Here is a 24,613-nt window from a genome sequence, read left to right on the forward strand (position 1 = left end):
CGCCTCAGCGCCACGCCTCTGGCATGCCTCTGCCGGTCCCTGCTGCCGTCTCCGCTGTCGTCCCCGGTCTCGGCCAGCACAGGCGCCACCGTTTCCTCAGGCGAATCGTTACTTGGCCATCCTTATGTGTGAAAAGGCCGCCACCCGATCCCACGTCTGTACGTGCGAAAACTACCTTCGTCGCCGGAGGTGACCGATCGATGACGGCCTGTGCGATGGAAGCGATCGAGCCCATGATCGAACCAATGGCGGAGGACGGACCCCGTCCCGGGGCGGAGTTGGCGATCACGGCGGACGGGGCCTACGCGGCCCGACTCACGCGCAGTGGTGACTCCTGGTTTCCGGAGCGCTGGACGCTCGACGGGCCCGAGCCGTACGCCGTGCCACTGCCCGGCAACCAGCCGGAGGAGCCCGGTACACAGGTTCTGCCGATGAGCGACGGGCGCGTCCTCATCCACCGCCCGATCGACGGCCGCCACGCCTTCGCGCTTCTCTACCCGACCGGCCCCCGCACCGGCGAACTCCCCCTCGGCGCGGTCGAGTGCCCGGACGCCGGGACCCCGCTGCGGCTGCTGCCCCCGGCTCCGGGCGGCGACCGCGCGTACGCCCTCGCCCTGGGCAGGCGTTCGACGACGGTGTGGCTGGTCGCGGGTGGCGCCTTCGGGCCCGAGTACGTCACGGAGGTGCCCGGCCGCTGCTCGGGCGGGGTCTGGCTGGACCGCACGGGGCGACTGCTCGCCCTGGACCGGGAGGTCGGGGGGCGCACGAAGGCGATCGTGGTCGACCTGGAGCGTGACGGCGAGGTGTCGCCGCTGCTCCAGATCTCGGCGGAGAGCGACGACCGGCTGCTGCTCGCGGACGCGGACAGCGGACTGCTGCTGATCGGCTCGGACGCGCCCTCGCCCGGCGGGCGGCAACGGCTCGGCTGGGGAGTGCTCGGCAGCACGCTGCCGGTGCGTTTCCCGGAGTGCCTGCGGATCGAGGGGTGCACCCTCACGCCCTTCGCGATCCAGCCGGGGCAGGTGCTGACGCCGGAGAGCTGCGGGGTGGCACTGCGCGTGGACGGTTCGGCGGGGAGCTGGGTGGGCGTGTGGCGGCCGTCGGAGCGCCGGCTGCGGCATCTTCCGGCGCCGGAGGGGTGGTTGCCGGGGGCGGGGCTGTGGAGCAGGGACGGGGAGCTTCAACTTCCGTACGTGACGGGGGAGATGCCGTGCGGGGTCGCCCGGGTGCGGGGCGAGACGTCCGTAGGGCCCAAGGCGGGTGGGGCGCCGGGGTCGGGGACGGAGGCGGGCGCGGAATCGGGCGGGGATTCTGCCGTTGCCGCGCCTGTCGCGGCTGTCGCGCCTGTCGCGCCCGCCGTGGTGGCTCGGCCGGTGCCGTTGCAGCAGGCTCCGCTCGGGCGGCTCGTGACGAAGGTCGGGAAGCCCGGTAACGAAGTGGCGAAGCTTGTAACGAACTAGTCCCGGTGGGCGTGTGCGGCTCGTGTCACCTTGAGGTGCCTTGGTTAAGATCATCCGGCTGTTAGAAGGATCATGTTGACGGGGTGAAGACTTTCCGATGAACGACGCAAGCACCATGCAGCCGCTGTCCGCCGATGCCCACGAGGCCTCGGGCCACAGCTACGGCCAGGGCAAGCACCGGGGGCCCGTCTCGGCCCACAAAGACGAGACGACCCCGCACGGCCGTCACCGCAAACCGTCCGAGCAGGCCGAGAACAGGGCCTGACGGAACGTCAAGTCATGCGCGGCCCTGCCCGGTTGACTCCGGGCGGGGCCGCTTTTTTCAGCCGCGCTTGAGGCCCAGGACCTCCGCCGCCGCGAACGTCTCCCCGGTGGGCCGCCCCGCGTAGTGGGGGGTGAGGAGTGCGTCCAGTTCGTCGTAGGTGAAGGTGTCCTGCTTGCTGTCGAACTTGGCCGCCACCCTGGGGCGTTCGACGACGGCGACCATCCCGCCGTGGACGACCAGCAGCTGTCCGTTGACGTGCGCGGCGGCCGGGGAGGCCAGGTAGCCGACGAGCGGGGCGACATGCTCGGGGGCGAGGGGGTCGAGGCGGCTGTTGCCGTTCTCGGACTGCTCGGACGGCTCGGACGGCTCGGACGGCTCGAATTCCCCGAAGACGTCCTCGGTCATCCGGGTCCTGGCGCGCGGGCAGATCGCGTTCGCCGTCACACCGTACTTGGCGAGGGCCAGGGCGGTGGAGGTGGTCAGTCCGACGATTCCGCCCTTCGCCGCCGCGTAGTTGGGCTGTCCCGCCGACCCGGCGAGAAACGCCTCCGAGGACGTGTTCACGATCCGCCCGTACACCGGTGCGCCGGTCGCCTTGGCTCGCCCCCGCCAGTGCGCGGCGGCGAAGTGGGTCGTGTTGAAGTGTCCCTTGAGGTGGACCCGTATGACGGCGTCCCACTCCCCCTCCGACATGGAGAAGACCATTCGGTCGCGCAGGATGCCCGCGTTGTTGACGAGGACGTCCAGCCTGCCGAACTCGGTGATGGCCAACTCGACCAGCTCACGGGCCTGTTGGTGATCGGCGACGTCTCCGGTGTGGGCGGTCGCCGTACCGCCCGCCGCACGGATCTCGGCGGCGACCTCCTCGGCGGGGGTGGCGGACGCCTCGCCGGAGCCGTCCCGGCCGCTCTGCCCGTAGTCGTTGACGACGACGGCCGCGCCGAGCCGGGCCAGCTCCAGCGCCTCGACCCGGCCCAGACCACGCCCCGCGCCCGTGACGATCGCGGCGAGCCCCTCAAGTGGCAGTGACATCAGCGCTCTCCACCCTCAACTCTCGTCCTCCGGTTCTCAGATCTCGATGCACGTACGCAGCGAGGTTCCCGTGCGCATCTGGTCGAGGGCCTCGTTGATGCCGGCGAGCGGCACACGGTGGGTGATGAGGCCCGCGAGGTCGACGCGTCCGGCGCGCCAGAGGGCGATCGTGCGCTCGTAGGACCGCAGGACGTCGCCGCCGCCGTACATGGACGGCAGGATGCGCTTCTCGTCGAAGAACAGCTCGAACATGTTGAGTTGGAGGTTGTCGTCCATGGCGCCCGCGCCGACGACGACCATGGTGCCGCCGCGCCGGGTGGTGTCGTAGGCGGTGCGGGCGGTGGTGGAGCGGCCGACGACCTCGAAGACGTAGTCGAACCCCTCGCCGGCGGTGATCTGTTGCTTGGCGTCGGCCAGCTCCTCCGGCGAAACGGCCTTCGTGGCACCGAACTTGAGCGCGGACTCCCGGCGCGAGAGCACCGGGTCGACGGCGACGATCTCGGCGGCGCCCTGGAGTCGCGCTCCCTGTATCGCGGAGATGCCGACGCCTCCGCAGCCGATGACGGCGACCGACGAACCGGCCTGCACGTCCGCGGTGTTGAGGGCGGCGCCGAGTCCGGTGGTGACCCCGCAGCCGATGAGGGCGGCGATGTCGAAGGGCACGTCGTCGGGGATGGGTACGGCGCAGCCGGCGGCCACGACGACCTCCTCGGCGAAGGTGCCGGTGCCTGCCATGCCGAAGACATCGCCGCCGGGGCGACGGAAGTTGGGGGTGCCCGCGTTCATGAACCCGGCGAGACACAGTTCGGTCTGGCCGCGCTTGCAGGCGGGACACTCACCGCAGGCGGGCAGCCAGCAGACGACGACCCGGTCACCGGCCTTCACATGGCTTACGCCCTCCCCGACTTCGAGGATCTCCCCGGCGCCCTCGTGGCCGGGGACGAAGGGCGCGGGTTGCGGCAGTACGCCGTTCATCGCGGAGAGGTCCGAGTGGCACAGCCCGGTGGCCCGTACCCGGATCCTCACCTTGCCGGGGCCGAAGCCCACGGCCTCGACGTCGTCGAGGACGTCGAGCTTGTCCTGCCCGATCTCGTGCAGTACGGCTGCGCGCATGATGCGGCTCCCCTCAGGAACGTGCTTGGCTCAACCCACGTGTGTGCGGTTCAGTTCACGAGTGTTCGACGACGGTGTCGGCCAGTACGGGCGCGTCGTCCCGCTCGACGGCGGTGACCGACACCTGGACGCGGTCCGGCTCGGGCGTCCACATCCGGATGCGCAGGGTCTCCCCGGGGAACACGACCCCGGCGAAGCGGGTGCGGTACGCGCGGACCCGGCCGACGTCCCCGCCGAGCACCGTGTCGACGACCGCCTTGAGTGTCATGCCGTAGGTGCACAGCCCGTGCAGGATGGGCCGCTCGAACCCGGCGCGTGCGGCGAACTCGGGGTCGGCGTGCAGGGGGTTCCAGTCGCCGGAGAGCCGGTAGAGCAGCGCCTGGTCCTCCCGGACGGTCCGCTCGACGACCTTCGCGGGCTCGACGTCGGGCGTCGGGAGCCGGTTCGAGGGCCCCCTGTCGCCGCCCCAGCCGCCCTCTCCCCGGACGAAGATCTGCGCGTCGCTCGTCCACAACGGGCCCTCGTCGTCCGCGACTTCGGTGCGCATGACGAGGATCGCCGCGCTGCCCTTGTCGTACACGGCGGCGATGCTCCCGGTGGCGCGCGCCCTGCCCTCGACCGGGATCGGGCGGTGCAGCTCGATGCTCTGGCCGCCGTGCAGGACGTGGGCCAGGTCGACGTCGACGCCGGGCATGGAGAGGCCGCTGATCACGTCCGGGGAGTCGTTGCCGGCGACGGTGGCGAAGCTGGGCAGGACGTGCAGCCGGGATTCGAGGGTGTAGCGCAGCTCACCGGGATCGATGGCGGGGACACCGGCGCCGATGCCGAGGTGGTAGAGCTGGACGTCCTTGCGACCCCAGGCGATCTCTGCGGACCGGGGTTCGGCGGCGACGGCCTTGGCGGCGTCAATGGGCATGGGTCTCCTGATGCTTGCGTGACGGGCGAGTCGTAGGACTGAGACCTCGGTACGACCGTCCGCACCGTCGGCCGTACCGAGGTCGATACGGGCCGATCTAGAACGCGTTCCAGTCCGGCGCCCCCTGTTGTATAGCCGAGCGGTCCCGAGTTGTGAATACTCCTGACACTGTGTCAGGTATGCGGTCCGGCGGCCGGGTGACGGGAGCCCGGCACTCCGGGGCAGGACACAGGACAGGGCACGGGGAAGGACACGGGCAGGACATTTGTCCTGCCGAAGTCCGTACATCGGCATCTGCCCGGCCCGACGCTCGCTTCGTACGCTGTCGTCCATGTTCTGGATGCGAAAGGCCGCCTGTCAGGTGAGCGACTGGCGGGCCGAGCGGGTGCGCTGGCGGGCGGACATGGAGCGGTACAAGGCCGCCAAGCGTGCCGCGCGGAAGGCCGGTGTGCCTGAACCGGAGAACCCCGGGCCGCCGCCCACCGGCTTCTCCCTGCTGCCCTGGCTGCTGATGGGCATGGGCTCCTTCTCCAACCTCCTCCAGGGCCGGACCCCGCTGCCCTGGATCGGCGCGGTGGGCCTCCTCGTCTTCAACTCCCTCTACATCTACGTCACGTTCCGCGCCTTCGTGAAGCAGACCCGGGACGCCCGGTCGACACGGGTGGCCCTCGTCGTGATGGGCGCGGTGACCTGCGCCCTGGCGATCGTGTACGGCGGCAGCTGGCTGTACTTCTTCCCGCTGCTCGGGCTGGCTACGGGCGCGGTGATGCGGGGCCCGTGGCTGGGCCGCACCGGACTCGCCCTCACCGCCCTCGCGGCGGGCGTCTCCGCGGTGCGGGACGGCTGGGACGCGCTGAACGTGGCGTACGGAACCTTCCTGTCGACGATGGTGACGGCCGCGATCCTTTCCCTGAGCGAGGCCGTACGTGAACTGCGGGCGGCGCGTGAGGAGTTGGCGCACCGGGCGGTCGAGGAGGAACGGCTGCGCTTCTCCCGCGACCTGCACGATCTGCTGGGCCACACCCTGTCGGTGATCGTGGTGAAGTCGGAGGCGGCCCGTCGTCTGGCGCCCCGGAACATGGACGCGGCCCTGCTCCAGATCACCGACATCGAGTCGGTGGGCCGCCAGGCCCTGACGGAGATCCGCGAGGCGGTGACCGGCTACCGGCAGGGCAGCAGCCTGGCCATGGAACTGGACCGGGCGGACTCGGCCCTGACGGCGGCGGCCGTCACTCCGGCGATCCACCGCTCGGGCCCGCCCCTGTCGCCGGCGGCGGAGGCGCTGCTGGGGTGGGTGGTACGGGAGGCGGTCACGAACGTCCTGCGGCACAGCGGCGCCACCCGATGCGAGATCACGGTGGAGGGAGCGGGTACGGAGGAGGCGGTTACGGAGGGGGCGAGGCCGCAGGGAGCCGAGGGCACCGTCGGAGGCCCAACGGGCATGGGCGGCTCGGGTGCGGCTGGCACGGACGCGGGCAGCACAGGCCCAGGCGGCACAGGCGCGGGCGCAAACGCCGGCGGCACGGTGAAAACGGTGCGCCTGACGATCGCCGACAACGGGACAGGCCTGGCGGCGCCCATGGCGTCCACGCGGCCGGGCGTCGGCGGTACGGGGCTCAAGGGGCTCACGGAACGCCTGGCGGCGGTGGGAGGCTCGCTGTCGGCGGCCCCGATGCCGCAGGGCGGGTTCCTGGTGACGGCCGAACTGCCCGACCTGGCGGTCGAGTCCCCGCCTCTCTCCCAGCTCAGCCCCCATGTCCGCCCTACCCTTACCCCGTGAACGAGATGCCCCGGGATCACCGTCCCGCGAAGTCCATCAGAGTCCTCCTCGCCGAGGACCAGCAAATGATGCGAGGCGCGCTCGCCCTGCTGCTCGGGATGGAGCCGGACATCAAGGTCGTCGCCCAGGTCGGGGCCGGTGACGCGATCGTCGACGCGGCGCTGCTCCACCGCCCTGACGTGGCCCTCCTCGACATCGAGCTGCCCGGGATCAGCGGTCTGGACGCCGCCGCGCTGCTCCGCGACGAGGCCCCGGACTGCCGGGTGCTGATCCTGACCACCTTCGGCCGCCCCGGCTATCTGCGCCGGGCCATGGAGGCGGGGGCCGCCGGGTTCCTCGTCAAGGACGGTCCCGTGGAGGAGCTGGCGGCGGCGATCCGACGGGTACTGACCGGGGAGACGGTCATCGACCCCGCCCTTGCCGCCGCCGCGCTCAGCGCCGGGCCCAATCCGCTCTCGGGGCGGGAGTGCGACGTACTGAACGCCTCGGTGGACGGGGCGACGGTCGCCGATGTCGCCGCGAAGCTCCACCTCTCCGAGTCGACGGTCCGCAACTACCTCTCGGCCGCCATCGGCAAGACGGGGACCCGCAACCGGACGGAGGCGGTGAGGGAAGCGCGCCAGCAGGGATGGCTGTAGGCGTCGGTGTCGGTCTGACGAATCTCGCCCCCACCGCCCCTACCCGTCCGATCCTCGGGGACTCCGCCCCCGAACACCCCCGTATCGTGCCGACCGCGCTCGCCCTCAAGCTCCACCCAGCGCCCAGGGAATCCCCGGACGGGCTGGAGGCCTCACTCAGTGACCTTCACCGACTTGTACTCCCTCCCCTCCCCCGCCAGGCACACGAACCAGGCAGCCTGTGAACCCGGGACCGACCTGATCGCCGGATCCTGGATGTTGTCCATCGTGGAGTACGGGACCTTGCGGGCGACCGTCGTCGTGCCGTCGTCCCAGGTGCAGGTGACTGCCCTGGCCGTGGGGGCCACCTGGCCGATCACCAGACGGTTACGCGTGTCGGTATCGCCGGAGACATTCGGTTCCAGAGGTACCGCGGCGGACTGTATGTCTTTACCCGCCATGTCGGCGCCCTTGCCGATCTCGCCCAGCATGAGCGGCGACTTGACTCCGTCGAAGTCTCTGTTGACGAAGAACGAGGCCTTCCCCACAAGCTCCTTGGGTGTCTTCGCGTCCGACGGCTTCACCCCGCGCTCAGCCATGGCACTGATCTGCCGCTTCGCCTCCGCCTCGTTCCGCGGTGCTCCCCAGATGCCGATGTCGACCCACCACTCCCTGCCCCGGTCCGTACCCGACGCGAGCGTGGTCCACTGCGGCGCGTACAGGCGGCGCTCCGCCGGCGACGGTGGCCGAGTCTCCGGCTGAGTCGCCTGGGTCACTCGGTCACCGTCGCCACCACCGATGCCCGCCAGGGCCAGGGTTCCCGTCGACGCGGCGATCGCCAGGGCCGCCGCTGTCGCCACCGCCCAGCGGCGGGCCCTGCGGCGTCGGCCGCCGCGGACCACCGCCTGGTAGGGGGCTATGCCGATCTCGACCCCGTCCGCCGCGCCGGCCAGCAGGAAGGTGATGTCCGAGTGTGCGGTGTCCCCGTGTGCCACCTGTGCCATGTCCTGGTTCTTCTCCCGGTCCGCGCCCATCACTTCCGCCCTCCGTGTGTCACCGTCTCCGCCAGGCCCGGTATGGCGCGGAGTTTCGCGATCCCCTTGGCCGTGTTGCTCTTCACCGCGCCCACAGAGCAGCCCATCGCCTGTGCGGCCTGCGTCTCGGTCAGGTCCTCCCAGTACCGCAGCACCACCGCCTCCCGCTGCCGGGGCGGCAACTGGGCCAGCGCCTTGAGCAGCGCCCCGCGGTCGTCGGCCCTGGCAATGTGGTCGCCGGTGTCGGGCAGCTCGTGCGCCAGGCCCTCGTCGTCCTTGGGTGCCAGGAACTCCTTGAGCCGCCTGCGGTGCTTGCGGGCGTGCGCGTTGATCATCACGCGCCGCACATACGCCTCGGGGTCATCGGCCGAACCGACTCTCCGCCAGGCCACATAGACCTGCTCCAGCGTCGACTGGACCAGGTCCTCCGCCGCGTGCTGCTCCCCCGTGAGCAGAAACGCCGTACGCAGCAGCCGTGGCCAGCGGCCGATGACGAAGCCCTGAAACTCCTCGTCCCGAGTCACTTCTCGATCCCGTTCCCCCATGAGCACCTCCTAGATGTTCAAAGGAGTCCATGAGCCGCCCGAACCGTTGCCCCGATCCCAGAACATTTTCCGCATCCCGGCAGGAGGGCAGACGTGACGGCGGATCAGATCCCCATGAGCGGGTCAAGGATTAGTTAGTACGCCAAAACATCGGAATAGTTGCCCAGGCACACGGGTTCATCACTCACGTAACCCGCAGACCACCCCGCCCGGACCCGCCTGGAGGCTCCACCCCATGACGCACACGACGACCGACCGACCCGCCGGCGAAACCGGCAGAACGGGCGGGGCCATCGTCCCGGTGCTCGCCTTCGCGGGCATTGTTGTCGCGGTCATGCAGACCCTGCTCGTCCCCGTCATCAAGGACCTGCCCCAGCTGCTGAGCACCTCGCCCAGCAACGCCACCTGGGTGCTGACCTCGACGCTCCTCACCGGAGCCGTGGCCACGCCGATCATGGGCCGGCTCGGTGACCTGTACGGCAAGCGACGCCTGCTGATCGCCAGCCTCTCCGTGATGGTGGTCGGCGCCCTGATCAGCGCGCTCACCAGCGACCTGCTGATCATGATCGTGGGACGCAGCCTCCAGGGCTTCGCCATGGGTGCCATACCCCTCGGCATCGGTCTGATGCGCGACCTGCTGCCCCGCGAGAAGCTCCCCTCGGCGATGGCCCTGATGAGCTCCTCCATCGGCATCGGCGGCGGCCTCGCCCTCCCCCTCGCCGCGCTGACCGCCCAGCACTCCGACTGGCACGCCCTCTTCTACGGCGCCGCCGGTCTCGGCGCCCTCGCCATCGTCCTCACCCTGCTCGTCGTACCCGAGTCCCGGATGCGCGCCGAGGGTACCTTCGACGTGCTCGGGGCCATCGGACTCTCCGTCGGCCTCGTCCTCTTCCTGCTGCCGATCACCAAGGGCAGCGACTGGGGCTGGACCTCCGGCACCACGCTCGGCCTGTTCGGCGCGTCCGCCGTCGTACTGCTCCTGTGGGGCGTGCTGGAGCTGCGCCTGGAGGCCCCGCTGGTGGACCTGCGGACCACCGCCCGGCCCGCCGTCCTCTTCACCAACCTCGCCTCGATCATGGTCGGCGTCTCCTTCTTCGTCGTCTCGCTCGTCCTGCCCCAGCTCCTCCAGTTGCCCACCTCCACCGGCTACGGCCTCGGCCAGTCGATGGTCATGGCGGGCCTGATCGTGGCACCGCTCGGCCTGACGATGATGCTCACCGCCCCCGTCTACGCGCGGTTGTCCGCGAAGTACGGGCCCAAGGTGACGCTGATCCTCGGCCTGCTGATCATCGCGATCGGCTACGGCGCCGGCCTCGGCCTGATGAGCGCCGCGTGGCAGTCCCTTGTCATCGCGGTGGTGCTGGGCGCGGGCATCGGCCTCGCCTACTCCTCGCTCCCCGCCCTCATCGTCGGCGCGGTCCCGGCCTCCGAGACCGGCGCGGCCAACGGCCTCAACACCCTGATGCGTTCCATCGGTACGTCGGTGTCCAGCGCCGTCATCGGCATGGTGCTCGCCAACACCGCGAACCATGTGGGCGGCGTCGCCGTCCCCACCATGCACGGCTTCCGTGTCTCCTTCCTCATCGCCACGGGCGCGGTGGCGGTCGGCCTGCTGCTGGCCCTGTTCCTGCCGGGCCGGCGCCCGGCGAACAAGCCGCAGCTGCGGGCCAGCAGCGAGGAGGACGCCGTGCTCGCGCGGGCCGACGAGGTGCTTGACGCCGGGTTCCGTGGGCGGGTTCTGGACGCGGACGGCAGTCCTGTCGCCCGGGCCAAGGTCACGTTGATCGACCAGCGTGGTCGTCAGGCGGGGGCGACGCTTTCGGAGGCGGACGGCAGCTATGCGGTTGCCGTCCCGGCGCAGGGGGCGTACGTGCTGGCCGCGCGGGCCTTCGGCCATGGGCCGTTCGCCTCGTCCGCGACGCATGCGGGTGTGGTGGGGGCGGTTGAGCTGGACCTGTCCTTGCCTGAAGAGACAGTCAGCGCGTAGGCGCTGCGCGCCGGGGGCGTCGGGGGTGTGTTTTTGACTGCCGGCCCGCTGTGGCTGGTCGCGCAGTTCCCCGCGCCCCTGTAGGTGCGCGCCGGGCCGGGGGTGGGGGGTTGCGTTTTGACTGCCCGCCCGCTGTGGCTGGTCGCGCAGTTCCTCGCGCCCCTATGGGGCGCGTCCCTGGGGGCGTGCCCCCGTCGTCAACGTCGCTCGGGGTGTGCGGCAGCATGAGGGGGACCGCCCGCTCGTACGGCCGAGAGGAACTCCATGACCGTCGCAGTGCCGAAGCCCGAGATTGTGGCTGCTTTCGAGGCGGCCAAGGGGTTCATGCCTGCCCGGGAAGGGCTGGCGCTGTACTCGGCCGCTGTTGAGGCGGGGGTGCTCGGGTTGCCGTTGGTGGAGGTCGGGACGTACTGCGGGCGTTCTACGGTCCTGCTCGCCGACGCGGCCCGGGCGGCCGGGGTCACCGCGGTGACCGTCGATCATCACCGGGGCAGCGAGGAGCAGCAGCCGGGGTGGGAGTACCACGACCCGGAGACCGTCGACCCCGAGCTCGGTGTCATGGACACCCTTCCGGCCTTCCGGCGCACGCTCCACGCGGCCGGGCTGGAGGACCACGTCATCGCGGTCGTCGGGCGGTCTCCGCAGGTGGCGCGGATCTGGAGCTCGCCGGTCGGCTTCGTCTTCATCGACGGCGGCCACACCGACGAGCACGCCACCGCCGACTACGAGGGCTGGGCCCCGCACGTCGCGCCGGGCGGCCTCCTGCTCATCCACGACGTCTTCCCCGAGCCCGAGGACGAGTTCACCGGCCAGGCCCCCTACCGCGTCTACCTCCGCGCCCTCGCCTCCGACGCCTTCACGGAGATCTCCGCGACCGACTCGCTGCGCGTCCTGCGGCGAACGGGCACCGGGATCTGAGGCCCCGGTTAGAGTCGCTGTCGTGTCGTACGCAGGCCCCGGCTTCGAGCCGCCCCAGCCCCCTCGTTCCTCTCTGCGCCGTCCGCTGGCCGTCGCCCTCGCCGTGGTGGTGCTGGGTGGGGCGGGCGGGTGGTTCGTCTGGGAGGCCTTCGCCGACGACGGTAGTGGTGGCGGTGACGGCACGGGCAACTCGCTGTCCAGTGGCGCCTACGAACCCCTGTCACCGATCGAACCGCCCGGCTTCAGCGAGCCCAGCGAACCCGCCGCTCCCCTCGCGGGCAAGGTCGTCGTCATCGACCCCGGACACAACCCCGGCAACTTCAAGCACACCGCGGAGATCGCCCGCAAGGTGAACATCGGGACGAACTCGAAGGAGTGCGACACCACCGGCACCGCCACCAACAGCGGTTACACGGAGGCCGAGTTCACCCTCGATGTCGCGCGGCGACTGCGGACGGTGCTCGAACAGCAGGGCGCCACCGTGAAGTTCACCCAGGACGGTGACCCGTCCCACTACGCCTTCGGACCCTGCGTGGACGAGCGTGCCCGGATCGGGAACGCCGCGCACGCCGACGCCGTCGTCTCCATCCACGCCGACGGGAGCGCGCAGGGCAACCGCGGGTTCCATGTGATCCTGCCGGGGACGGTCCACCAGGGCGCCGCCGACACCAGGCCGATCATCGCCTCCTCCCGGCTGCTCGGCGAGCGCGTCAAGGCCGGGTTCGCCCGCGAGACCGGCTCCGCGCCTTCCAACTACATCGGTGACGGCACCGGTCTCGACACCCGCACGGACCTGGGCGGTCTCAATCTGTCAACGGTTCCGAAGGTGTTCATCGAGTGCGGCAACATGCGCGACAGCAAGGACGCGGCCCTGCTGACCAGCGGGGCTTGGCGGCAGAAGGCGGCACAGGGCCTCTCTGAGGGAATCGTGAGTTTCCTGCGCGGGTCGTGATCAACGCGTGCATCCCGGCGGACAGTCCACATGAGCGGACGATAATGTCGTGCCCCTAAGCACGATGGATTGACGGCCGCCCGAGCACGGATGGCCGACCGACCGAATGACGACGACGACACGACCTACGAAGGACCTGAGGACCTGAAGTGAATATCCGCTCCCTCACTCGAGGCGACGGCGTGGTGATCGGAGCAGCGGTGTTGCTGTTCATCGCGTCGTTCCTCGACATCTTCTCCGTCGACGGCGCCACGGGCCTCGACATGCCGAGCGCCTGGTCCAGTGGGCCGGTTCTGATGGGCGTCGTCCTCGCCGGCCTCATCGGTGCCGCGCTCGTCGTGGTGTCGCACGGTCTGCCGCAGGTGCCGAAGGTCGCGGGCATCGAGCTCGGCCAGTTCGGTGTCGCCTTCACCGTCTTCGCCGCCTGGAGCGCGCTCGGCAACGTCTTCGACCCGGCGGGCGGCGCGAACAACGTCGGCGACAGTGCCAGTTCGGGCCCGGACGCCGGCACCGGTCTGATCCTCGCCCTCGTCGCCACGGTCGTCATGGCGGGCGCCGCAGTGGCCACCCCCCTGGTCCCGGCCCTCAAGGGCGCCCTGATCGGCGCCCCCAAGCCTGCCGCCCCGCAGCCCTACGGTGGCCAGCCCTACCCCGGTGGCCAGCCCCAGGGCGGCTACGGCTACCCGGGTGCCGGTGCGCAGCAGCAGCCGTACAGCGGCCAGCCGCAGACCGGTCAGCCCTTCGGGGCTGGTGCCGGTGCCGCCCAGCCGCAGCAGGCGCAGCCGCCGGCCGCGGACTTCTCCCCGTTCTGGTTCGCCGTGCCGGTGCCGCGTGCGCTGTTCGCGGAGGACGGTTCGCCGACGCCGATCGCCGAACTGGCCCCCGGTACCTGGTACCTGGCCGTCGAGCAGCGCGGTCAGAGCCTCATCGCCCAGACGCAGGACGGCCGTCGAGGTGTTCTGCAGGACACCTCCGGCATCCAGCGCGGATAACACCAGCTGCGGGATACGTCGGCTCCGGCCCCTTGCCCTTCCGGGCAGGGGGCCGTTGTCGTACAGTCGCCGCCAGCGTCAACACAGCTGACGGTCCGTCAGGAGGCAGGCATGCGGCTCGGTCTCGCGCTCGGCTACTGGGGTCGTGGTCCCTCCCCGGACCATGTGCCGCTCGCCCAGGAGGCCGAACGGCTCGGCTACGACTCCGTGTGGACCGCCGAGTCCTGGGGCTCGGACGCGTTCACCCCGCTGACCTGGATCGCGGCACAGACGTCAAGGATCAAGCTGGGTACGGCTGTTGCCCAGATGGCGGCCCGCTCACCGACGACCACCGCGATGCACGCCCTCACCCTCGACCATCTCTCCGGCGGACGCGTCATGCTCGGGCTGGGGCTCTCCGGCCCGCAGGTCGTCGAGGGCTGGTACGGGCGTCCGTTCCCGAAGTCGCCGCTCACCGCGACCCGGGAGTACGTCGATGTCGTACGCCAGGTCCTGCGCCGCGAGGCCCACGTCCGGCTGGCCGGGAGCTATCACCCCCTCCCGTACGACGGCCCGGACGGCACCGGTATCGGCAAGCCGCTCAAGTCGATCACCCACCCCCTGCGGGCCCAACTCCCCGTGCTGCTCGGCGCGGAGGGGCCCAAGAACATCGCCCAGACCGCCCGTATCGCCGACGGCTGGCTGCCCCTGTACTGGTCCCCGCTGCGGGCCGGGGTGTACGAGGAGCCGCTGAGCGGTGCCGGGGAGGGGTTCCTCGTCGCGCCGATGGCGCAGGCCCGCGTCTGTGCCGACGTCTCCGAGGGGCTGCTGCCCGTGAAGACGATGCTCGGCTTCTACATCGGCGGGATGGGACACGCGGCCCGCAACTTCCACGCCGATCTGATGGCGCGCATGGGGTACGAGGAGGAGGCCCGGCGGATCCAGGAGCTGTTCCTCGCCGGACGGCGGGAGGAGGCCGTGCTCGCCGTGCCGGATGCCTTCGCCGACGAGATCTCCCTCGTCGGACCGCGTGAACGCATCGCGGAACGGCTGGAGTTGTGGCGCAAGGGGCCGGTGACCGACCTCCTCGTCCTCTCCCCCGACCCGCACACCCTGCGCGTCCTCGCCGAGCTCAACTCCTGACGGCAGGCTGACAACGGCTGGTTTCATACGGGGTTTCGGGGCAATCCGAAGGACATGTCCCCCGAAAATCACCGTGGTGCCAATCAGGCCGGGACGATCATCGCGATCGTCGCCGACGTCATGGCCGTCATCCTCGGCCTCTGGATCCTGATGTACCTGTTGGGCGCCAACCGCGCGAACGACTTCGTGCAGGTCGTCCATGAGGCGGCCGCCTGGCTGGCAGGCTGGTCGCACGACCTCTTCACATTCGACGAGCAGTGGGCCCGGGTCGTCGCCGGCTACGGACTGGCCGCCGTCGTCTACCTGTTCGTGGGCCACGCCATCGCCAACCGCATCAACCGTCACTGAGCGATACGGTCGGGCGCCCGGCGCCCCGACAGGGGCGCGGGGAACCGCGCGACCAGCCACAACGCACCCGCAGCTCTACGGACAGCAGTCCGGGTCCAGCCCCCTGGGCAACAACCAGCCCCCGAACACCGCACACGTCGCCTCATGACCGCCAAGTGCCGCGACAGCGAGAAGCAGTGAACCCGCCGTCCAGGTGGTGAGTTCGCGCGGCCAGATCGTCTCGGCGTCGAACACGTAGCCCGTCCAGTACAGGCCGCTCTCCTCGTCGCGCAGGTGCTGGATCGACTGGAGGATCTCCAGGGCACGGTCGGACTCGCCCACCGCCCAGAGGGCCAGGGCGAGTTCGGCCGACTCGCCGCCCGATACCCACGGGTTGGGCACGACGCAGCGCACCCCGAGGCCGGGGACGACGAAGCGTTCCCAGCTCTCCTCGATACGGGACTTGGACTCCGGAGCCGTCAACGCGCCGCCCAGGACCGGGTAGTACCAGTCCATCGAGTAGCGGTCCTTGTCGAGGAACCGCTCGGGGTGCCGGCGGATCGCGTGCCGCAGCGCGCCCACCGCCAACTCCCAGTCCGGCTGCGGCTCTTCGCGTTCCTCGGCGATGGCGAGCGCGCAGCGCAGGGCGTGGTGGATGGACGAACTGCCCGTCAGCAGCGCGTCCTTGACCTCGGTGCCGTCGTCCTCGCGCTTCCACCCGATCTCGCCGCCGGGCTGCTGCAGCTGGAGGACGAACTCGACGGCGGCGAAAACCGTCGGCCACATCCGGTCCAGGAAGTTGTCGTCGCCGGTGGACAGATAGTGGTGCCAGACGCCGACCGCTATGTAGGCGACGAAGTTGGTCTCCCGCCCCCGGTCGGTGACGGCGTCCGCGTCCCCGTCCGCGTACGCGGCGTACCAGGAGCCGTCCTGGACCTGGTGTGCGGCCAGCCACAGGTACGCCCGCTCGGCGGCCTCGTGCTCGCCGGCCGCGTCCAGGGCCATCGCGGCCTCGGTGTGGTCCCACGGGTCGAGATGGTGCCCCCGGAACCACGGGATGGCCCCGTCCTCCCGCTGCTCCGCGAGGATCCCGCGGACGGTGAGGGCGGCCTGCTCGGCGGTGAGGACCCCGGGCAGGACGAGGTGTTCTGTCCGGGGGGTCGTCACTTGGCGGCCACCTCGGCTTCGGAGTTGGAGAGGTTCGGGAGGTGCGGCTTCGTCGCGTACGCCACGAAGCTCTTGCCGATCAGCGGGTTCAGCGCCTGCTCGGCGACCCGGGTGGCCAACGGTTTCTTCATGATGTCCCAGACCAGCAGCTTGTGGTAGGCGCGCACCGGCAGCACCTTGTCGTTGTCCACGCCGAACGCGCACTTCAGCCACCAGTACGGCGAGTGGAGCGCGTGGGCGTGGTGGGTGCCGTAGGGGTTCAGTCCCGCTTCCCGGATCTTCGCGAGCAGTTCGTCCGCCTTGTAGATGCGGATGTGGCCGCCCTCGACCTCGTGATAGGCGTCGGAGAGGGACCAGCAGATCTTCTCGGGCCCGTAGCGCGGCACGGTGATCGCGATCCGGCCGCCGGGCTTCAGTACCCGGACCATCTCCGCGAGGACACCCTTGTCGTCCGGGATGTGCTCCATGACCTCGGAGATGATCACGACGTCGAAGGACTCGTCGGGGAACGGCAGTGCCAGGGCGTTGCCCTCCATGGCCGTCGCGGTGGCCCCGGCGGGCGCCTCGCCGGCCTCCTTCATCGCCGCGAACCACTTGGCGACCTCGCGGATCTCGTCGCCGTTCTGGTCGAGCGCCACGACCTGGGCACCACGCCGGTAGCACTCGAACGCGTGCCGCCCGGCCCCGCAGCCGAGGTCCAGGACGCGGTCGCCCGGCGCCAGCGGGAACCGGGTGAAGTCGACGGTCAGCACGAAGTCCTGCTTTCGCGGTCGGGGGATTCGAGTGGGGGGTTGGACGAGGCCGCCGTCACCGGGACGACACCGGCCAGGGTGTTCGGGCCGGCCTTCGCGCGGGCCAGGGCCTCGCGGTAGTGCGCTGCCGTGCCCTCCGCCGCTCGGGCCCAGGTGAAGCGGGCCAGTACGCGTTCGCGGCCGGCCCGGCCCAGCCGTGCCCGCAACTCCGGGTCGGCGAGGAGGGTGGCCAGGGCGGTGGCCAGTGCCCCGGGGTCGCCCGGCGGAACCGCCAGGCAGGTCTCGCCGTCGGGGCCGGCCACCTCCGGGATCGCTCCGCCGGTGGTGGCGACCAGCGGCGTACCGGTGGCCATCGCCTCGGCCGCCGGCAGCGAGAAGCCCTCGTACAGGGACGGTACGCAGGCGATCTCCGCCGAACGCACCAGGCCGACGAGTTCCGCGTCCGAGATGCCCTTCACGAACTCGACGGCGCCTTCGAGGCCGTACCGCTCGATGGCCTGGGCGACGGGCCCGTCCTCGGCACGCTTGCCGACGACCACGAGGTGGGCCGCGGGATGTTCCGTACGTACCTTCGCGAGCGCCTCGACGAGGTACACCAGCCCCTTGAGGGGAACGTCCGCGCTGGACGTGGTCACGATGCGGCCCGGTACCTGGCGTACCGCCGGGTCGGGTGAGAAGAGGTCGGTGTCCGCGCCGATGTGCACGACGTGGATGCGGCTCTCCCGTACGCCGAGATGGTCGACGATCTCCTGGCGCGAGGTACCCGAGACGGTGAGCACGGACGGCAGCCGGCGCGCCACCCGCTTCTGCATACGGGTGAAGCCGTACCAGCGCCGTACGGACATCCGCCGGCGCCTGCTGTCGGCCGCGTCCAGGTCCAACTGCCGGTCCACGGTGATCGGGTGGTGGATGGTGGTGACGAGCGGCGCACCTATGTCGCCCAACAGCCCGTACCCGAGCGTCTGGTTGTCGTGCACGACGTCGAACTCACCGCTGCGGGCGCGCAGTTGACGGCGGGCACGCAGGGAGAAAGTGAGCGGTTCGGGAAAGCCGCCGGTCCACATCGTCGCGACTTCGAGCGCGTCGATCCAGTCGCGGTACTCGCCACGCCCCGGAGTGCGGAAGGGGTCGGGCTGGCGGTACAGGTCGAGGCTGGGCAGCTCGGTGAGGGCGGGGTCAGGACCGGGACCGGGTGCCCGCCCCTCGCGTCCGTCGAGCACGTCCAGCACCGGGTACGGCTGGGAGCCGATGACCTCGACGCGGTGACCGAGCCGGGCCAGTTCGCGGGACAGATGGCGTACGTAGACGCCCTGTCCGCCGCAGAACGGGTTCCCTTTGTAGGTCAGAAGTGCGATGTTGAGCGGTCGCTCGCCGTCCGCTGCAGGATCCCCCGGAGGGCCTGCCTCGCTGGCCTCGGCCGTCACTCCCGGCCCCCTTCTCCCCACGGTTTCCCGCGAGACTACGACGGGACGCTAATCTAGAACAAGTTTCAGACTTGATCGTTCAGGAGGCTCCGAATCTACCGGCAGGTAGGTCGGCTGTGAGCAGTGGATCAGGTGATTCGCGCCACGGCGGACGCACAACGCGAAGTGCCATGCTGCCGACTGTTCGCCGACACACGACTGACCGATCGCCGCCCGACGACCGAGCGATCACCGACTGTCACGGAACGGGACCCATGCCTGCCGACGCGAAGGTGGAAGCACACACGGCGCGACCGAGTTCGCCGCCGCCCTCCGCTCCGCTCACGGAGCGGCAGGAGGCCCGTCGGCGCCGGATCCTGCACGCGAGCGCGCAGTTGGCGAGCCGGGGCGGGTTCGACGCGGTGCAGATGCGGGAGGTCGCGGAGTCCTCGCAGGTCGCGCTCGGCACGCTCTACCGGTACTTCCCGTCCAAGGTCCATCTGCTGGTCGCCACGATGCAGGACCAGTTGGAACACATGCACGGCACGCTGCGCAAGAAGCCCCCGACGGGCGAGACGGCGGCGGAGCGGGTGGCGGAGACGTTGATGCGCGCCTTCCGCGCTCTGCAGCGTGAGCCGCATCTGGCGGACGCGATGGTGCGGGCGCTGACCTTCGCGGACCGCAGTGTCTCGCCGGAGGTCGACCAGGTCTCCCGCCAGACGACGGCGATCATCCTGGACTCGATGGGGCTGGGAGATCCGGGCCAGGGGCACCCGACTCCCGAGCAGTTGTCGGCGGTTCGCGTCATCGAGCACACGTGGCACTCGGCGCTGGTGACGTGGCTGTCGGGGCGGGCGTCGATCGCGCAGGTGAAGATCGACATCGAGACGGTCTGCCGGTTGATCGACCTGACGGATCCCTCCGGGGAGACGCGGTAAGGGGTTTCGCCCCCGCCGCCCCTACCCGTCCCATCCTGCCCCTGGGGGCTGCGCCCCCAGACCCCCCATCGGCTCTGAACGGGCCTTGTCCTCAATCGCCGGACGGGCTGAAGGTGCGGGCCTGCGCTGGAGGGTGCGGCCCGGCTCTGGAGACGTGCGGCCTGGGCTGCAGAAGCGGTGGGGGCGGGTGGGTGGGAAAGAAGCCGGTCTCAGCCCCGCCCCACCCGCCGCCAGTCCCTGATCAGATCTCGGGCAGGCCGGAAGCGGCGCGGTCGGCTTCGATCAGGTCGCTGAGCAGCGTGACGGTGGCTGCGGCAAGGCTCTGCAAGGGGAGGTCGGGGGCCGCCTCGTTCTCGAATGCGTGCCGAACGGTCTGCGCGAGCAACTCGGCGCGCTGCGCCAGGCCGTCCGCCGGGGTCGGGCCCTCGACGTGCAGGAAGCCTTCGAAGGTCGCCTGGTAGGCGTAGCCGATCTCGTCCGCGCTCAGGTCGTCGCGGAGCAGGCCGTGCTCGGCGAGCAGCGCGAGGTAGCCGCGCGCCATCGCGGCGTGCCGGTCGTCGCGGGCCGTGTCGGGCGAGCCGGTCAACCTGCCAAGCAGGTGGGAGTCGCCCAGGAGCAGCCCGCGTAGCAGCGGACGGTCCACGATCGCCAGGAAGTACACGCGCGCGAAGTTGTGCAGGAGGCAGGTCCGCGGGTCCCGCTGGAGCGCCTGCTGCACGTCGTCCACCGCCCGGAGCACCTCACGCGCGAAGACCGCGCCGAACAATTGCTCGCGGGTCTTCCAGTGCAGGTAGACGGTGCCCTTGCCGATGCCCGCCTCGGCAGCCACATCGTCCATGGTCACCCGCCGATAGCCGTGCCGCTTCAGCAGATCCGCCGCGACGTCGAGAATGCGCGCGGCCCGTTCGGCGCGCTGCTGCGGGTCGCGGAGTCGTTCGGCATTGACACTCACATCCCGACTGTATGACCGGATGCGAGATGCCGTCAAACAACATTTACGATTGACGAACTTTCATTATTCGTCATATCGTCACGTCGAGACGGCATCTCGACGACGACAAGGAGCCGAGACATGAACTCCCCCAAGACCCCCAGGACCCTCCGTGGCAAGACCGTCCTGGTCACCGGCGCGACCGGGAACCAGGGCGGCGCCACCTCCCGCCACCTACTCGCGGACGGCTGGCACGTCCGTGCCCTCGTCCGGGACGACACCACGCCGGCGGCTGCCGCACTTGCCGCTGCCGGAGCCGAACTCGTCCGCGGCAACCTGGACGACCGCGCCTCCATCGAGGACGCGGCACGCGGGGCGTACGGGCTCTACAGCGTCCAGGCCGCGAACGACAACGAGCTCAACCAGGGCATCAACGTCGCGGATGCCGCGAAGTCCGCGGGCGTGCGGCATCTGGTCTTCTCGTCCGTCGGCGGCGCGGAGAGCCAGAACCGCTTCTACCAGGAGCAGGGCTGGGGACAGATCGAGAAGTGGCAGATCGAGGAGCACATCCGCGCGCTGGACATACCCACAACGATCCTGCGTCCCGCCGGGTTCATGGAGGACTTCACCAGCCCCGCGCGGTTCTTCCAGAACGGCTCACTGAACGTCCCCTGGCACGACGACCTGGTCATGCAGCTCATCGCCATCGCCGACACCGGCGCCTTCGCCGCCCTGGCCTTCGCCGACCCGGACGCCTACCTGGGCAGGGCCATCGAGATCACCGGCGACCGGCTCACCGCCCCCCAGATTGCCGAAAAGCTCAGCGCTGCGGCCGGACGTCCCGTCCCGCACACCCAGATCCCGGTCGATGTCCTGTGGAAGCACGATCCCGAGGTCGCGAAAGTCTTCACCTGGGCGAACACCACCTACTACGACAGCGACCTCGCCCCGCTGCGCAGGGCCCACCCGGGCGTCATGGACTTCCGCGCCTGGCTCAACCACTCCGGCAGGGCCCGCCTCAAAACACAGTTGGCCGCCACCGCGGACTGACGAGGCCGCTCACACAACGAGGGGCCGAACGGCCCTCGCCGTCGAAACCCCGGACAGCTGGGGTTCAAGGGCGCCCGGTGGACGGACCGAGACAGACGGGCAGGTGGGTGGGTGGGCCCCCTCACTCCTCCGGAGGAAACACCGCCTCCCCACCCTCCAGCAGCGTGATCATGATCGCCTCCACCGGGCAGTTCTCCGCCGCCGCCAGCACCTTCTCGTTGGCGTCCCGGTCCGGTTCGACCGGGTGGGACTGCATCCCGGTGTCGAGGCGGAACCCGTCCGGGGCCCGGTGGACGCACTGGGCCGAGCCGATGCACAGCGAGCGGTCCACCTCCACGTGCCAGCGATCGCCCATGCCCGTTACCCCTCCCAGCCGGCCGGGAGGTGGATCATCTTGTGCTCCAGGAACTCGCTGAAGCCCTCGGGCCCGAACTCCCGCCCCAGCCCCGAGTTCTTGTAGCCGCCGAACGGGCCGAGCATGTCGAGGCTGAACGTGTTCACCGAGTACGTGCCGGTACGGACCTGCCGGGCGACCTCGATGCCGTGCGCGACGTCGGCCGTCCACACGCTGCCGGAGAGCCCGTAGTCGGAGTCGTTGGCGATCTTCACGGCCTCGGACTCGTCGCCGTACGGGAGGAGGCAGATGACCGGGCCGAAGATCTCCTCGCGGGCGATGCGCATCGAGTTGTCGACGTCGCCGAAGAGGGTCGGTTCGACGTACCAGCCTCGGTCGAGGCCGGCCGGGCGTCCGCCGCCGGTGAGGATCTTCGCGCCCTCCTCCTGGCCGATGCGGATGTAGTCGAGGTTGCGCTGCTGCTGGCGCCGCGCGACCAGTGGGCCGACCTGGGTCGCCGGGTCGAGCGGGTCGCCGACCACCAGCGCGCTCGCGGCCTGGGCGAAGGCGTCCGCGAACTCGTCGTAGCGGGAGCGCGGGAGGAGGATGCGGGTCTGGGCGACGCACGCCTGGCCGTTGTTCATCCAGGCCGCGCCGACGATGCCGGGGACGGTGGTGTCGAGGTCGGCGTCGGGGAGGACGACGGCCGCCGACTTGCCGCCCAACTCCAGTGTCACCCGGGTGAGTTGGCGGGAGGCCACCTCCATCACGCGCTTGCCCGCGGCGACCGAGCCGGTGAAGGAGACCTTGTCGATGCCGGGGTGCCCGACGAGGTACTCGCTGACCTCGCGGTCGGCCGGGAGGATGGAGAGGACGCCGGGCGGCAGTCCGGCCTCCTTCGTTATCTCCGCGAGGATGTACGCGTCGAGGGGCGACTCCGGCGACGGCTTCAGGACCGCCGTGCAGCCGGCGAGCAGCGCGGGCGCGAGTTTGGCCGCCGCGGTGAACTGCGGGACGTTCCAGGGGACCACGGCGGCGACGACGCCCACCGGTTCGCGCCGGACGAGGATGCGGCCGAGAACGCCTTCGCGCGACTCCTCGTACGTGAAGTCGCGGGCGACGGTGATCGCCGCGTCCCACACCATCATCGCGCCGAGGGCCTGGGCGAGGATGCTCCAGGAGTACGGGGAGCCGTTCTCGGAGGAGATGACGCGGCCGATCTCCTCGTAGCGTGCGGCGATTCCGTCCTTGATGCGGGTGACGACGGCGATCCGCTCGTCGAGGGTCATCCTCGGCCAGGGTCCCTCGTCGAAGGCGGTGCGCGCGACGGCGACGGCCCGGTCGACGTCGGCCCGCGACGCGTGCGGCACACGGCCGAAGACCTCTTCGGTGTGCGGGGAGATGACCTCGATGACGTCCTTGCCGAGGGGGTCGGTCAACTCCCCGCCGATGAACAGCTGTCCGTGTTCCACGAGCTCGGTCATGGCCGACTGCCTCTCGCCGACTGCCTCTCCGGGTACCGTCTCTGACGGTTCGTCAGATAGATGGATACGGAGAGAGTTACCAGTTCCCTCCGGAGGAGTCCACAGCTCGCGCACCACTACGAGGTATACGGGGTGTACGAGGTAGGCGACTCGGGCTCCCATTGAAACCGGTTCTAGTTATGATTGCCTGCAGCCCAGCCACAGGGGAGCCCATGACACAGGTGTCGACGCAGGTGACCGATCACGGCGGGGGCGTACGGTCCCTCCGGGTGCCCATCCCGAACAACCCCCTCGGCTACACGCTGGTGTACGTCGTCGACACGGACAGCGGACCGGTGCTCATCGACACGGGCTGGGACGACCCGCTGTCCTGGGACACCCTCGTCGAGGGCCTGGCGGCGTGCGGCACGGCGGTCGGCGAGATCCACGGCATGGTGATCACCCACCACCACCCGGACCACCACGGCCTGTCCGGCCAGGTCCGCGAGGCGTCCGGGGCGTGGATCGCGATGCACGAGGCCGACATCGCGCTCGTCCGGCGGACCCGCGACAACCGGGCCGAGCGCTGGTTCGGTTACATGACCGCGAAGCTGGCGGCGGCCGGAGCACCGGCCGACCATGTGGCGACCCTGGGCAGAACACCCGCCGGCATCCTCCCGAACTTCTCGCCGGCGCTGCCCGACCGCGAGATCGTCCCCGGCGAACTCCTCGACCTCCCCGGCCGCCGACTGCGCGCGATCTGGACGCCGGGCCACACCCCGGGCCATGTCTGCCTCCACCTGGAGGAGGCCCACCCGGCCCAACTCCCGGGCAACGGCCGCCTGTTCTCGGGCGATCATCTGCTCCCCGGGATCACCCCGCACATCGGCCTGTACGAGGACCCGGAGGACACGACGGCGCCCGACCCGCTCGGCGACTACCTCGACTCCCTGGAGCGCATCGGCCGACTGGCCCCGGCGGAGGTCCTCCCGGCCCACCGCCACGCCTTTCCGGACGCGACCGTGCGCGTACAGGAACTCCTCGACCACCACGACGAACGCCTCGCCGGCCTCCGCGCCCTTCTCACCACCCCCCTCACCCCCTGGCAGCTGGCGGAACGCATGGAGTGGAACCGCCCCTGGGCCGAAATCCCCCCGGGCTCAAGGAACATCGCGGTCTCGGAGGCGGAAGCCCACGTCCGCCGACTGGTCAAACTGGGCCAGGCGGAGGCGGTGACGGGGAGCGAGCCGGTGACGTACGTGGCGGTCTGACAGCGGCGTGAACTCGGTGCCGTTTGCACGGACCGGTACAGTGGGCAGGTCGTATCACACCCGTACAGGGGGAAGCCGGTGCAAATCCGGCGCTGACCCGCAACCGTGAGCAGCCTGGGCGTTCGTCAGGGGCTGTGAGCCGGATTGCCCTGTGCGGATCGTGACCGGCTCGCGTCGCCGGCGGTCCGCCGGTGCACGGCACCGTCGAGGGATACGGAGCCGAGCCGCCCGGGGTGTCCCGTGC

At 70.5% G+C, this 24,613-nt stretch carries 24 protein-coding genes and 1 riboswitch; of the genes, 13 read left to right on the forward strand and 11 right to left on the reverse strand.

The window, feature by feature from the left end; translation table 11 throughout:
• The first annotated feature begins 200 nt into the window (after window positions 1-200).
• Together OG241_RS16515 and OG241_RS16520 are read left to right on the forward strand one after the other, a co-directional pair.
• Window positions 201-1,460 (forward strand): hypothetical protein, encoded by a 1,260-nt coding sequence (locus OG241_RS16515; protein WP_405816150.1) that lies wholly within the window; start codon window positions 201-203, stop codon window positions 1,458-1,460.
• Window positions 1,461-1,557: 97 nt separating this feature from the next.
• Window positions 1,558-1,725, forward strand: coding sequence for a hypothetical protein (locus tag OG241_RS16520; protein WP_405816152.1), 168 nt, complete (start codon window positions 1,558-1,560; stop codon window positions 1,723-1,725).
• A 57-nt stretch (window positions 1,726-1,782) separates the two neighbouring features.
• On the opposite strand, the gene OG241_RS16525 is transcribed toward OG241_RS16520, so the two are convergent.
• The 3 genes from OG241_RS16525 to OG241_RS16535 are packed head-to-tail and all read right to left on the reverse strand — an operon-like array spanning window position 1,783 to window position 4,786.
• The gene (locus OG241_RS16525) at window positions 1,783-2,757 is read right to left on the reverse strand and encodes a 3-oxoacyl-ACP reductase (RefSeq protein ID WP_405816154.1); all 975 of its coding nucleotides are present in this window, start codon (window positions 2,755-2,757) and stop codon (window positions 1,783-1,785) included.
• Window positions 2,758-2,793: 36 nt separating this feature from the next.
• On the reverse strand, window positions 2,794-3,870 hold the full coding sequence (locus OG241_RS16530) for a Zn-dependent alcohol dehydrogenase (RefSeq protein WP_405816155.1): 1,077 nt from the start codon (window positions 3,868-3,870) through the stop codon (window positions 2,794-2,796).
• Between the two features lie 55 nt (window positions 3,871-3,925).
• Window positions 3,926-4,786: a MaoC/PaaZ C-terminal domain-containing protein gene (locus OG241_RS16535; protein WP_405816156.1), complete on the reverse strand. Its 861-nt coding sequence runs from the start codon at window positions 4,784-4,786 to the stop codon at window positions 3,926-3,928.
• Between the two features lie 331 nt (window positions 4,787-5,117).
• Here OG241_RS16535 and OG241_RS16540 point away from each other — a divergent pair, with 331 nt between their 5' ends.
• Both OG241_RS16540 and OG241_RS16545 read left to right on the forward strand, forming a co-directional pair.
• On the forward strand, window positions 5,118-6,566 hold the full coding sequence (locus OG241_RS16540; protein ID WP_405816157.1) for a sensor histidine kinase: 1,449 nt from the start codon (window positions 5,118-5,120) through the stop codon (window positions 6,564-6,566).
• Window positions 6,567-6,571: 5 nt separating this feature from the next.
• Window positions 6,572-7,204 (forward strand): response regulator, encoded by a 633-nt coding sequence (locus tag OG241_RS16545; protein WP_405826260.1) that lies wholly within the window; start codon window positions 6,572-6,574, stop codon window positions 7,202-7,204.
• 152 nt (window positions 7,205-7,356) lie between these two features.
• On the opposite strand, the gene OG241_RS16550 is transcribed toward OG241_RS16545, so the two are convergent.
• Together OG241_RS16550 and OG241_RS16555 are read right to left on the reverse strand one after the other, a co-directional pair.
• Window positions 7,357-8,217: a hypothetical protein gene (locus OG241_RS16550; RefSeq protein WP_405816159.1), complete on the reverse strand. Its 861-nt coding sequence runs from the start codon at window positions 8,215-8,217 to the stop codon at window positions 7,357-7,359.
• Window positions 8,217-8,762 (reverse strand): SigE family RNA polymerase sigma factor, encoded by a 546-nt coding sequence (locus OG241_RS16555; protein WP_405816160.1) that lies wholly within the window; start codon window positions 8,760-8,762, stop codon window positions 8,217-8,219. The genes OG241_RS16550 and OG241_RS16555 overlap by 1 nt, the downstream gene beginning before the upstream one ends.
• A gap of 235 nt (window positions 8,763-8,997) precedes the next feature.
• Between OG241_RS16555 and OG241_RS16560 the strand changes: the two genes are divergently transcribed.
• The 6 genes from OG241_RS16560 to OG241_RS16585 all read left to right on the forward strand — a co-directional run bounded on the left by OG241_RS16560 (window position 8,998) and on the right by OG241_RS16585 (window position 15,081).
• Window positions 8,998-10,749, forward strand: a complete 1,752-nt coding sequence (locus OG241_RS16560; protein WP_405816162.1) for an MFS transporter — start codon at window positions 8,998-9,000, stop codon at window positions 10,747-10,749.
• A 264-nt stretch (window positions 10,750-11,013) separates the two neighbouring features.
• Entirely contained in the window at window positions 11,014-11,667 is a 654-nt protein-coding gene (locus OG241_RS16565; RefSeq protein ID WP_405816163.1) for a class I SAM-dependent methyltransferase, read from the forward strand.
• A gap of 22 nt (window positions 11,668-11,689) precedes the next feature.
• Window positions 11,690-12,619, forward strand: a complete 930-nt coding sequence (locus OG241_RS16570) for an N-acetylmuramoyl-L-alanine amidase (RefSeq protein WP_405816165.1) — start codon at window positions 11,690-11,692, stop codon at window positions 12,617-12,619.
• A 149-nt stretch (window positions 12,620-12,768) separates the two neighbouring features.
• Window positions 12,769-13,611 (forward strand): hypothetical protein, encoded by an 843-nt coding sequence (locus OG241_RS16575; RefSeq protein WP_405816166.1) that lies wholly within the window; start codon window positions 12,769-12,771, stop codon window positions 13,609-13,611.
• 111 nt (window positions 13,612-13,722) lie between these two features.
• Window positions 13,723-14,733, forward strand: a complete 1,011-nt coding sequence (locus OG241_RS16580) for an LLM class F420-dependent oxidoreductase (RefSeq protein WP_405816167.1) — start codon at window positions 13,723-13,725, stop codon at window positions 14,731-14,733.
• A gap of 54 nt (window positions 14,734-14,787) precedes the next feature.
• On the forward strand, window positions 14,788-15,081 hold the full coding sequence (locus OG241_RS16585; RefSeq protein ID WP_405816168.1) for a hypothetical protein: 294 nt from the start codon (window positions 14,788-14,790) through the stop codon (window positions 15,079-15,081).
• A gap of 75 nt (window positions 15,082-15,156) precedes the next feature.
• Here the strand turns inward: OG241_RS16585 and OG241_RS16590 are convergent, their stop codons facing one another.
• The 3 genes from OG241_RS16590 to OG241_RS16600 are packed head-to-tail and all read right to left on the reverse strand — an operon-like array spanning window position 15,157 to window position 18,403.
• The gene (locus OG241_RS16590) at window positions 15,157-16,227 is read right to left on the reverse strand and encodes a prenyltransferase (RefSeq protein WP_405816169.1); all 1,071 of its coding nucleotides are present in this window, start codon (window positions 16,225-16,227) and stop codon (window positions 15,157-15,159) included.
• Entirely contained in the window at window positions 16,224-16,979 is a 756-nt protein-coding gene (locus OG241_RS16595; protein ID WP_405816171.1) for a methyltransferase domain-containing protein, read from the reverse strand. Before OG241_RS16595 ends, OG241_RS16590 begins: the two co-directional genes overlap by 4 nt.
• Window positions 16,973-18,403 (reverse strand): glycosyltransferase family 4 protein, encoded by a 1,431-nt coding sequence (locus tag OG241_RS16600; protein WP_405816173.1) that lies wholly within the window; start codon window positions 18,401-18,403, stop codon window positions 16,973-16,975. Before OG241_RS16600 ends, OG241_RS16595 begins: the two co-directional genes overlap by 7 nt.
• A gap of 254 nt (window positions 18,404-18,657) precedes the next feature.
• Between OG241_RS16600 and OG241_RS16605 the strand changes: the two genes are divergently transcribed.
• Complete coding sequence (locus OG241_RS16605; protein ID WP_405816175.1) at window positions 18,658-19,320, forward strand: TetR family transcriptional regulator; 663 nt, start codon at window positions 18,658-18,660, stop codon at window positions 19,318-19,320.
• Between the two features lie 241 nt (window positions 19,321-19,561).
• Here OG241_RS16605 and OG241_RS16610 read toward each other — a convergent pair whose 3' ends face one another.
• Window positions 19,562-20,272, reverse strand: coding sequence for a TetR/AcrR family transcriptional regulator (locus OG241_RS16610; RefSeq protein ID WP_405816176.1), 711 nt, complete (start codon window positions 20,270-20,272; stop codon window positions 19,562-19,564).
• A gap of 120 nt (window positions 20,273-20,392) precedes the next feature.
• On the opposite strand from OG241_RS16610, the gene OG241_RS16615 reads away from it, so the two are divergent.
• The gene (locus tag OG241_RS16615; protein ID WP_405816178.1) at window positions 20,393-21,301 is read left to right on the forward strand and encodes an NmrA/HSCARG family protein; all 909 of its coding nucleotides are present in this window, start codon (window positions 20,393-20,395) and stop codon (window positions 21,299-21,301) included.
• Window positions 21,302-21,422: 121 nt separating this feature from the next.
• On the opposite strand, the gene OG241_RS16620 is transcribed toward OG241_RS16615, so the two are convergent.
• Both OG241_RS16620 and OG241_RS16625 read right to left on the reverse strand, forming a co-directional pair.
• Entirely contained in the window at window positions 21,423-21,656 is a 234-nt protein-coding gene (locus OG241_RS16620; RefSeq protein ID WP_405816180.1) for a ferredoxin, read from the reverse strand.
• A gap of 5 nt (window positions 21,657-21,661) precedes the next feature.
• Window positions 21,662-23,119: an aldehyde dehydrogenase gene (locus tag OG241_RS16625; RefSeq protein ID WP_405816181.1), complete on the reverse strand. Its 1,458-nt coding sequence runs from the start codon at window positions 23,117-23,119 to the stop codon at window positions 21,662-21,664.
• Between the two features lie 212 nt (window positions 23,120-23,331).
• Between OG241_RS16625 and OG241_RS16630 the strand changes: the two genes are divergently transcribed.
• A complete protein-coding gene (locus OG241_RS16630; RefSeq protein ID WP_405816183.1) occupies window positions 23,332-24,369 on the forward strand; it encodes an MBL fold metallo-hydrolase in 1,038 nt (345 codons plus the stop codon).
• A 19-nt stretch (window positions 24,370-24,388) separates the two neighbouring features.
• Window positions 24,389-24,540: riboswitch (cobalamin riboswitch) on the forward strand.
• Window positions 24,541-24,613: the final 73 nt, after the last annotated feature.

The sequence above is a fragment of the Streptomyces sp. NBC_01390 genome (genome assembly GCF_045040105.1).
GTDB lineage: Bacteria > Actinomycetota > Actinomycetes > Streptomycetales > Streptomycetaceae > Streptomyces.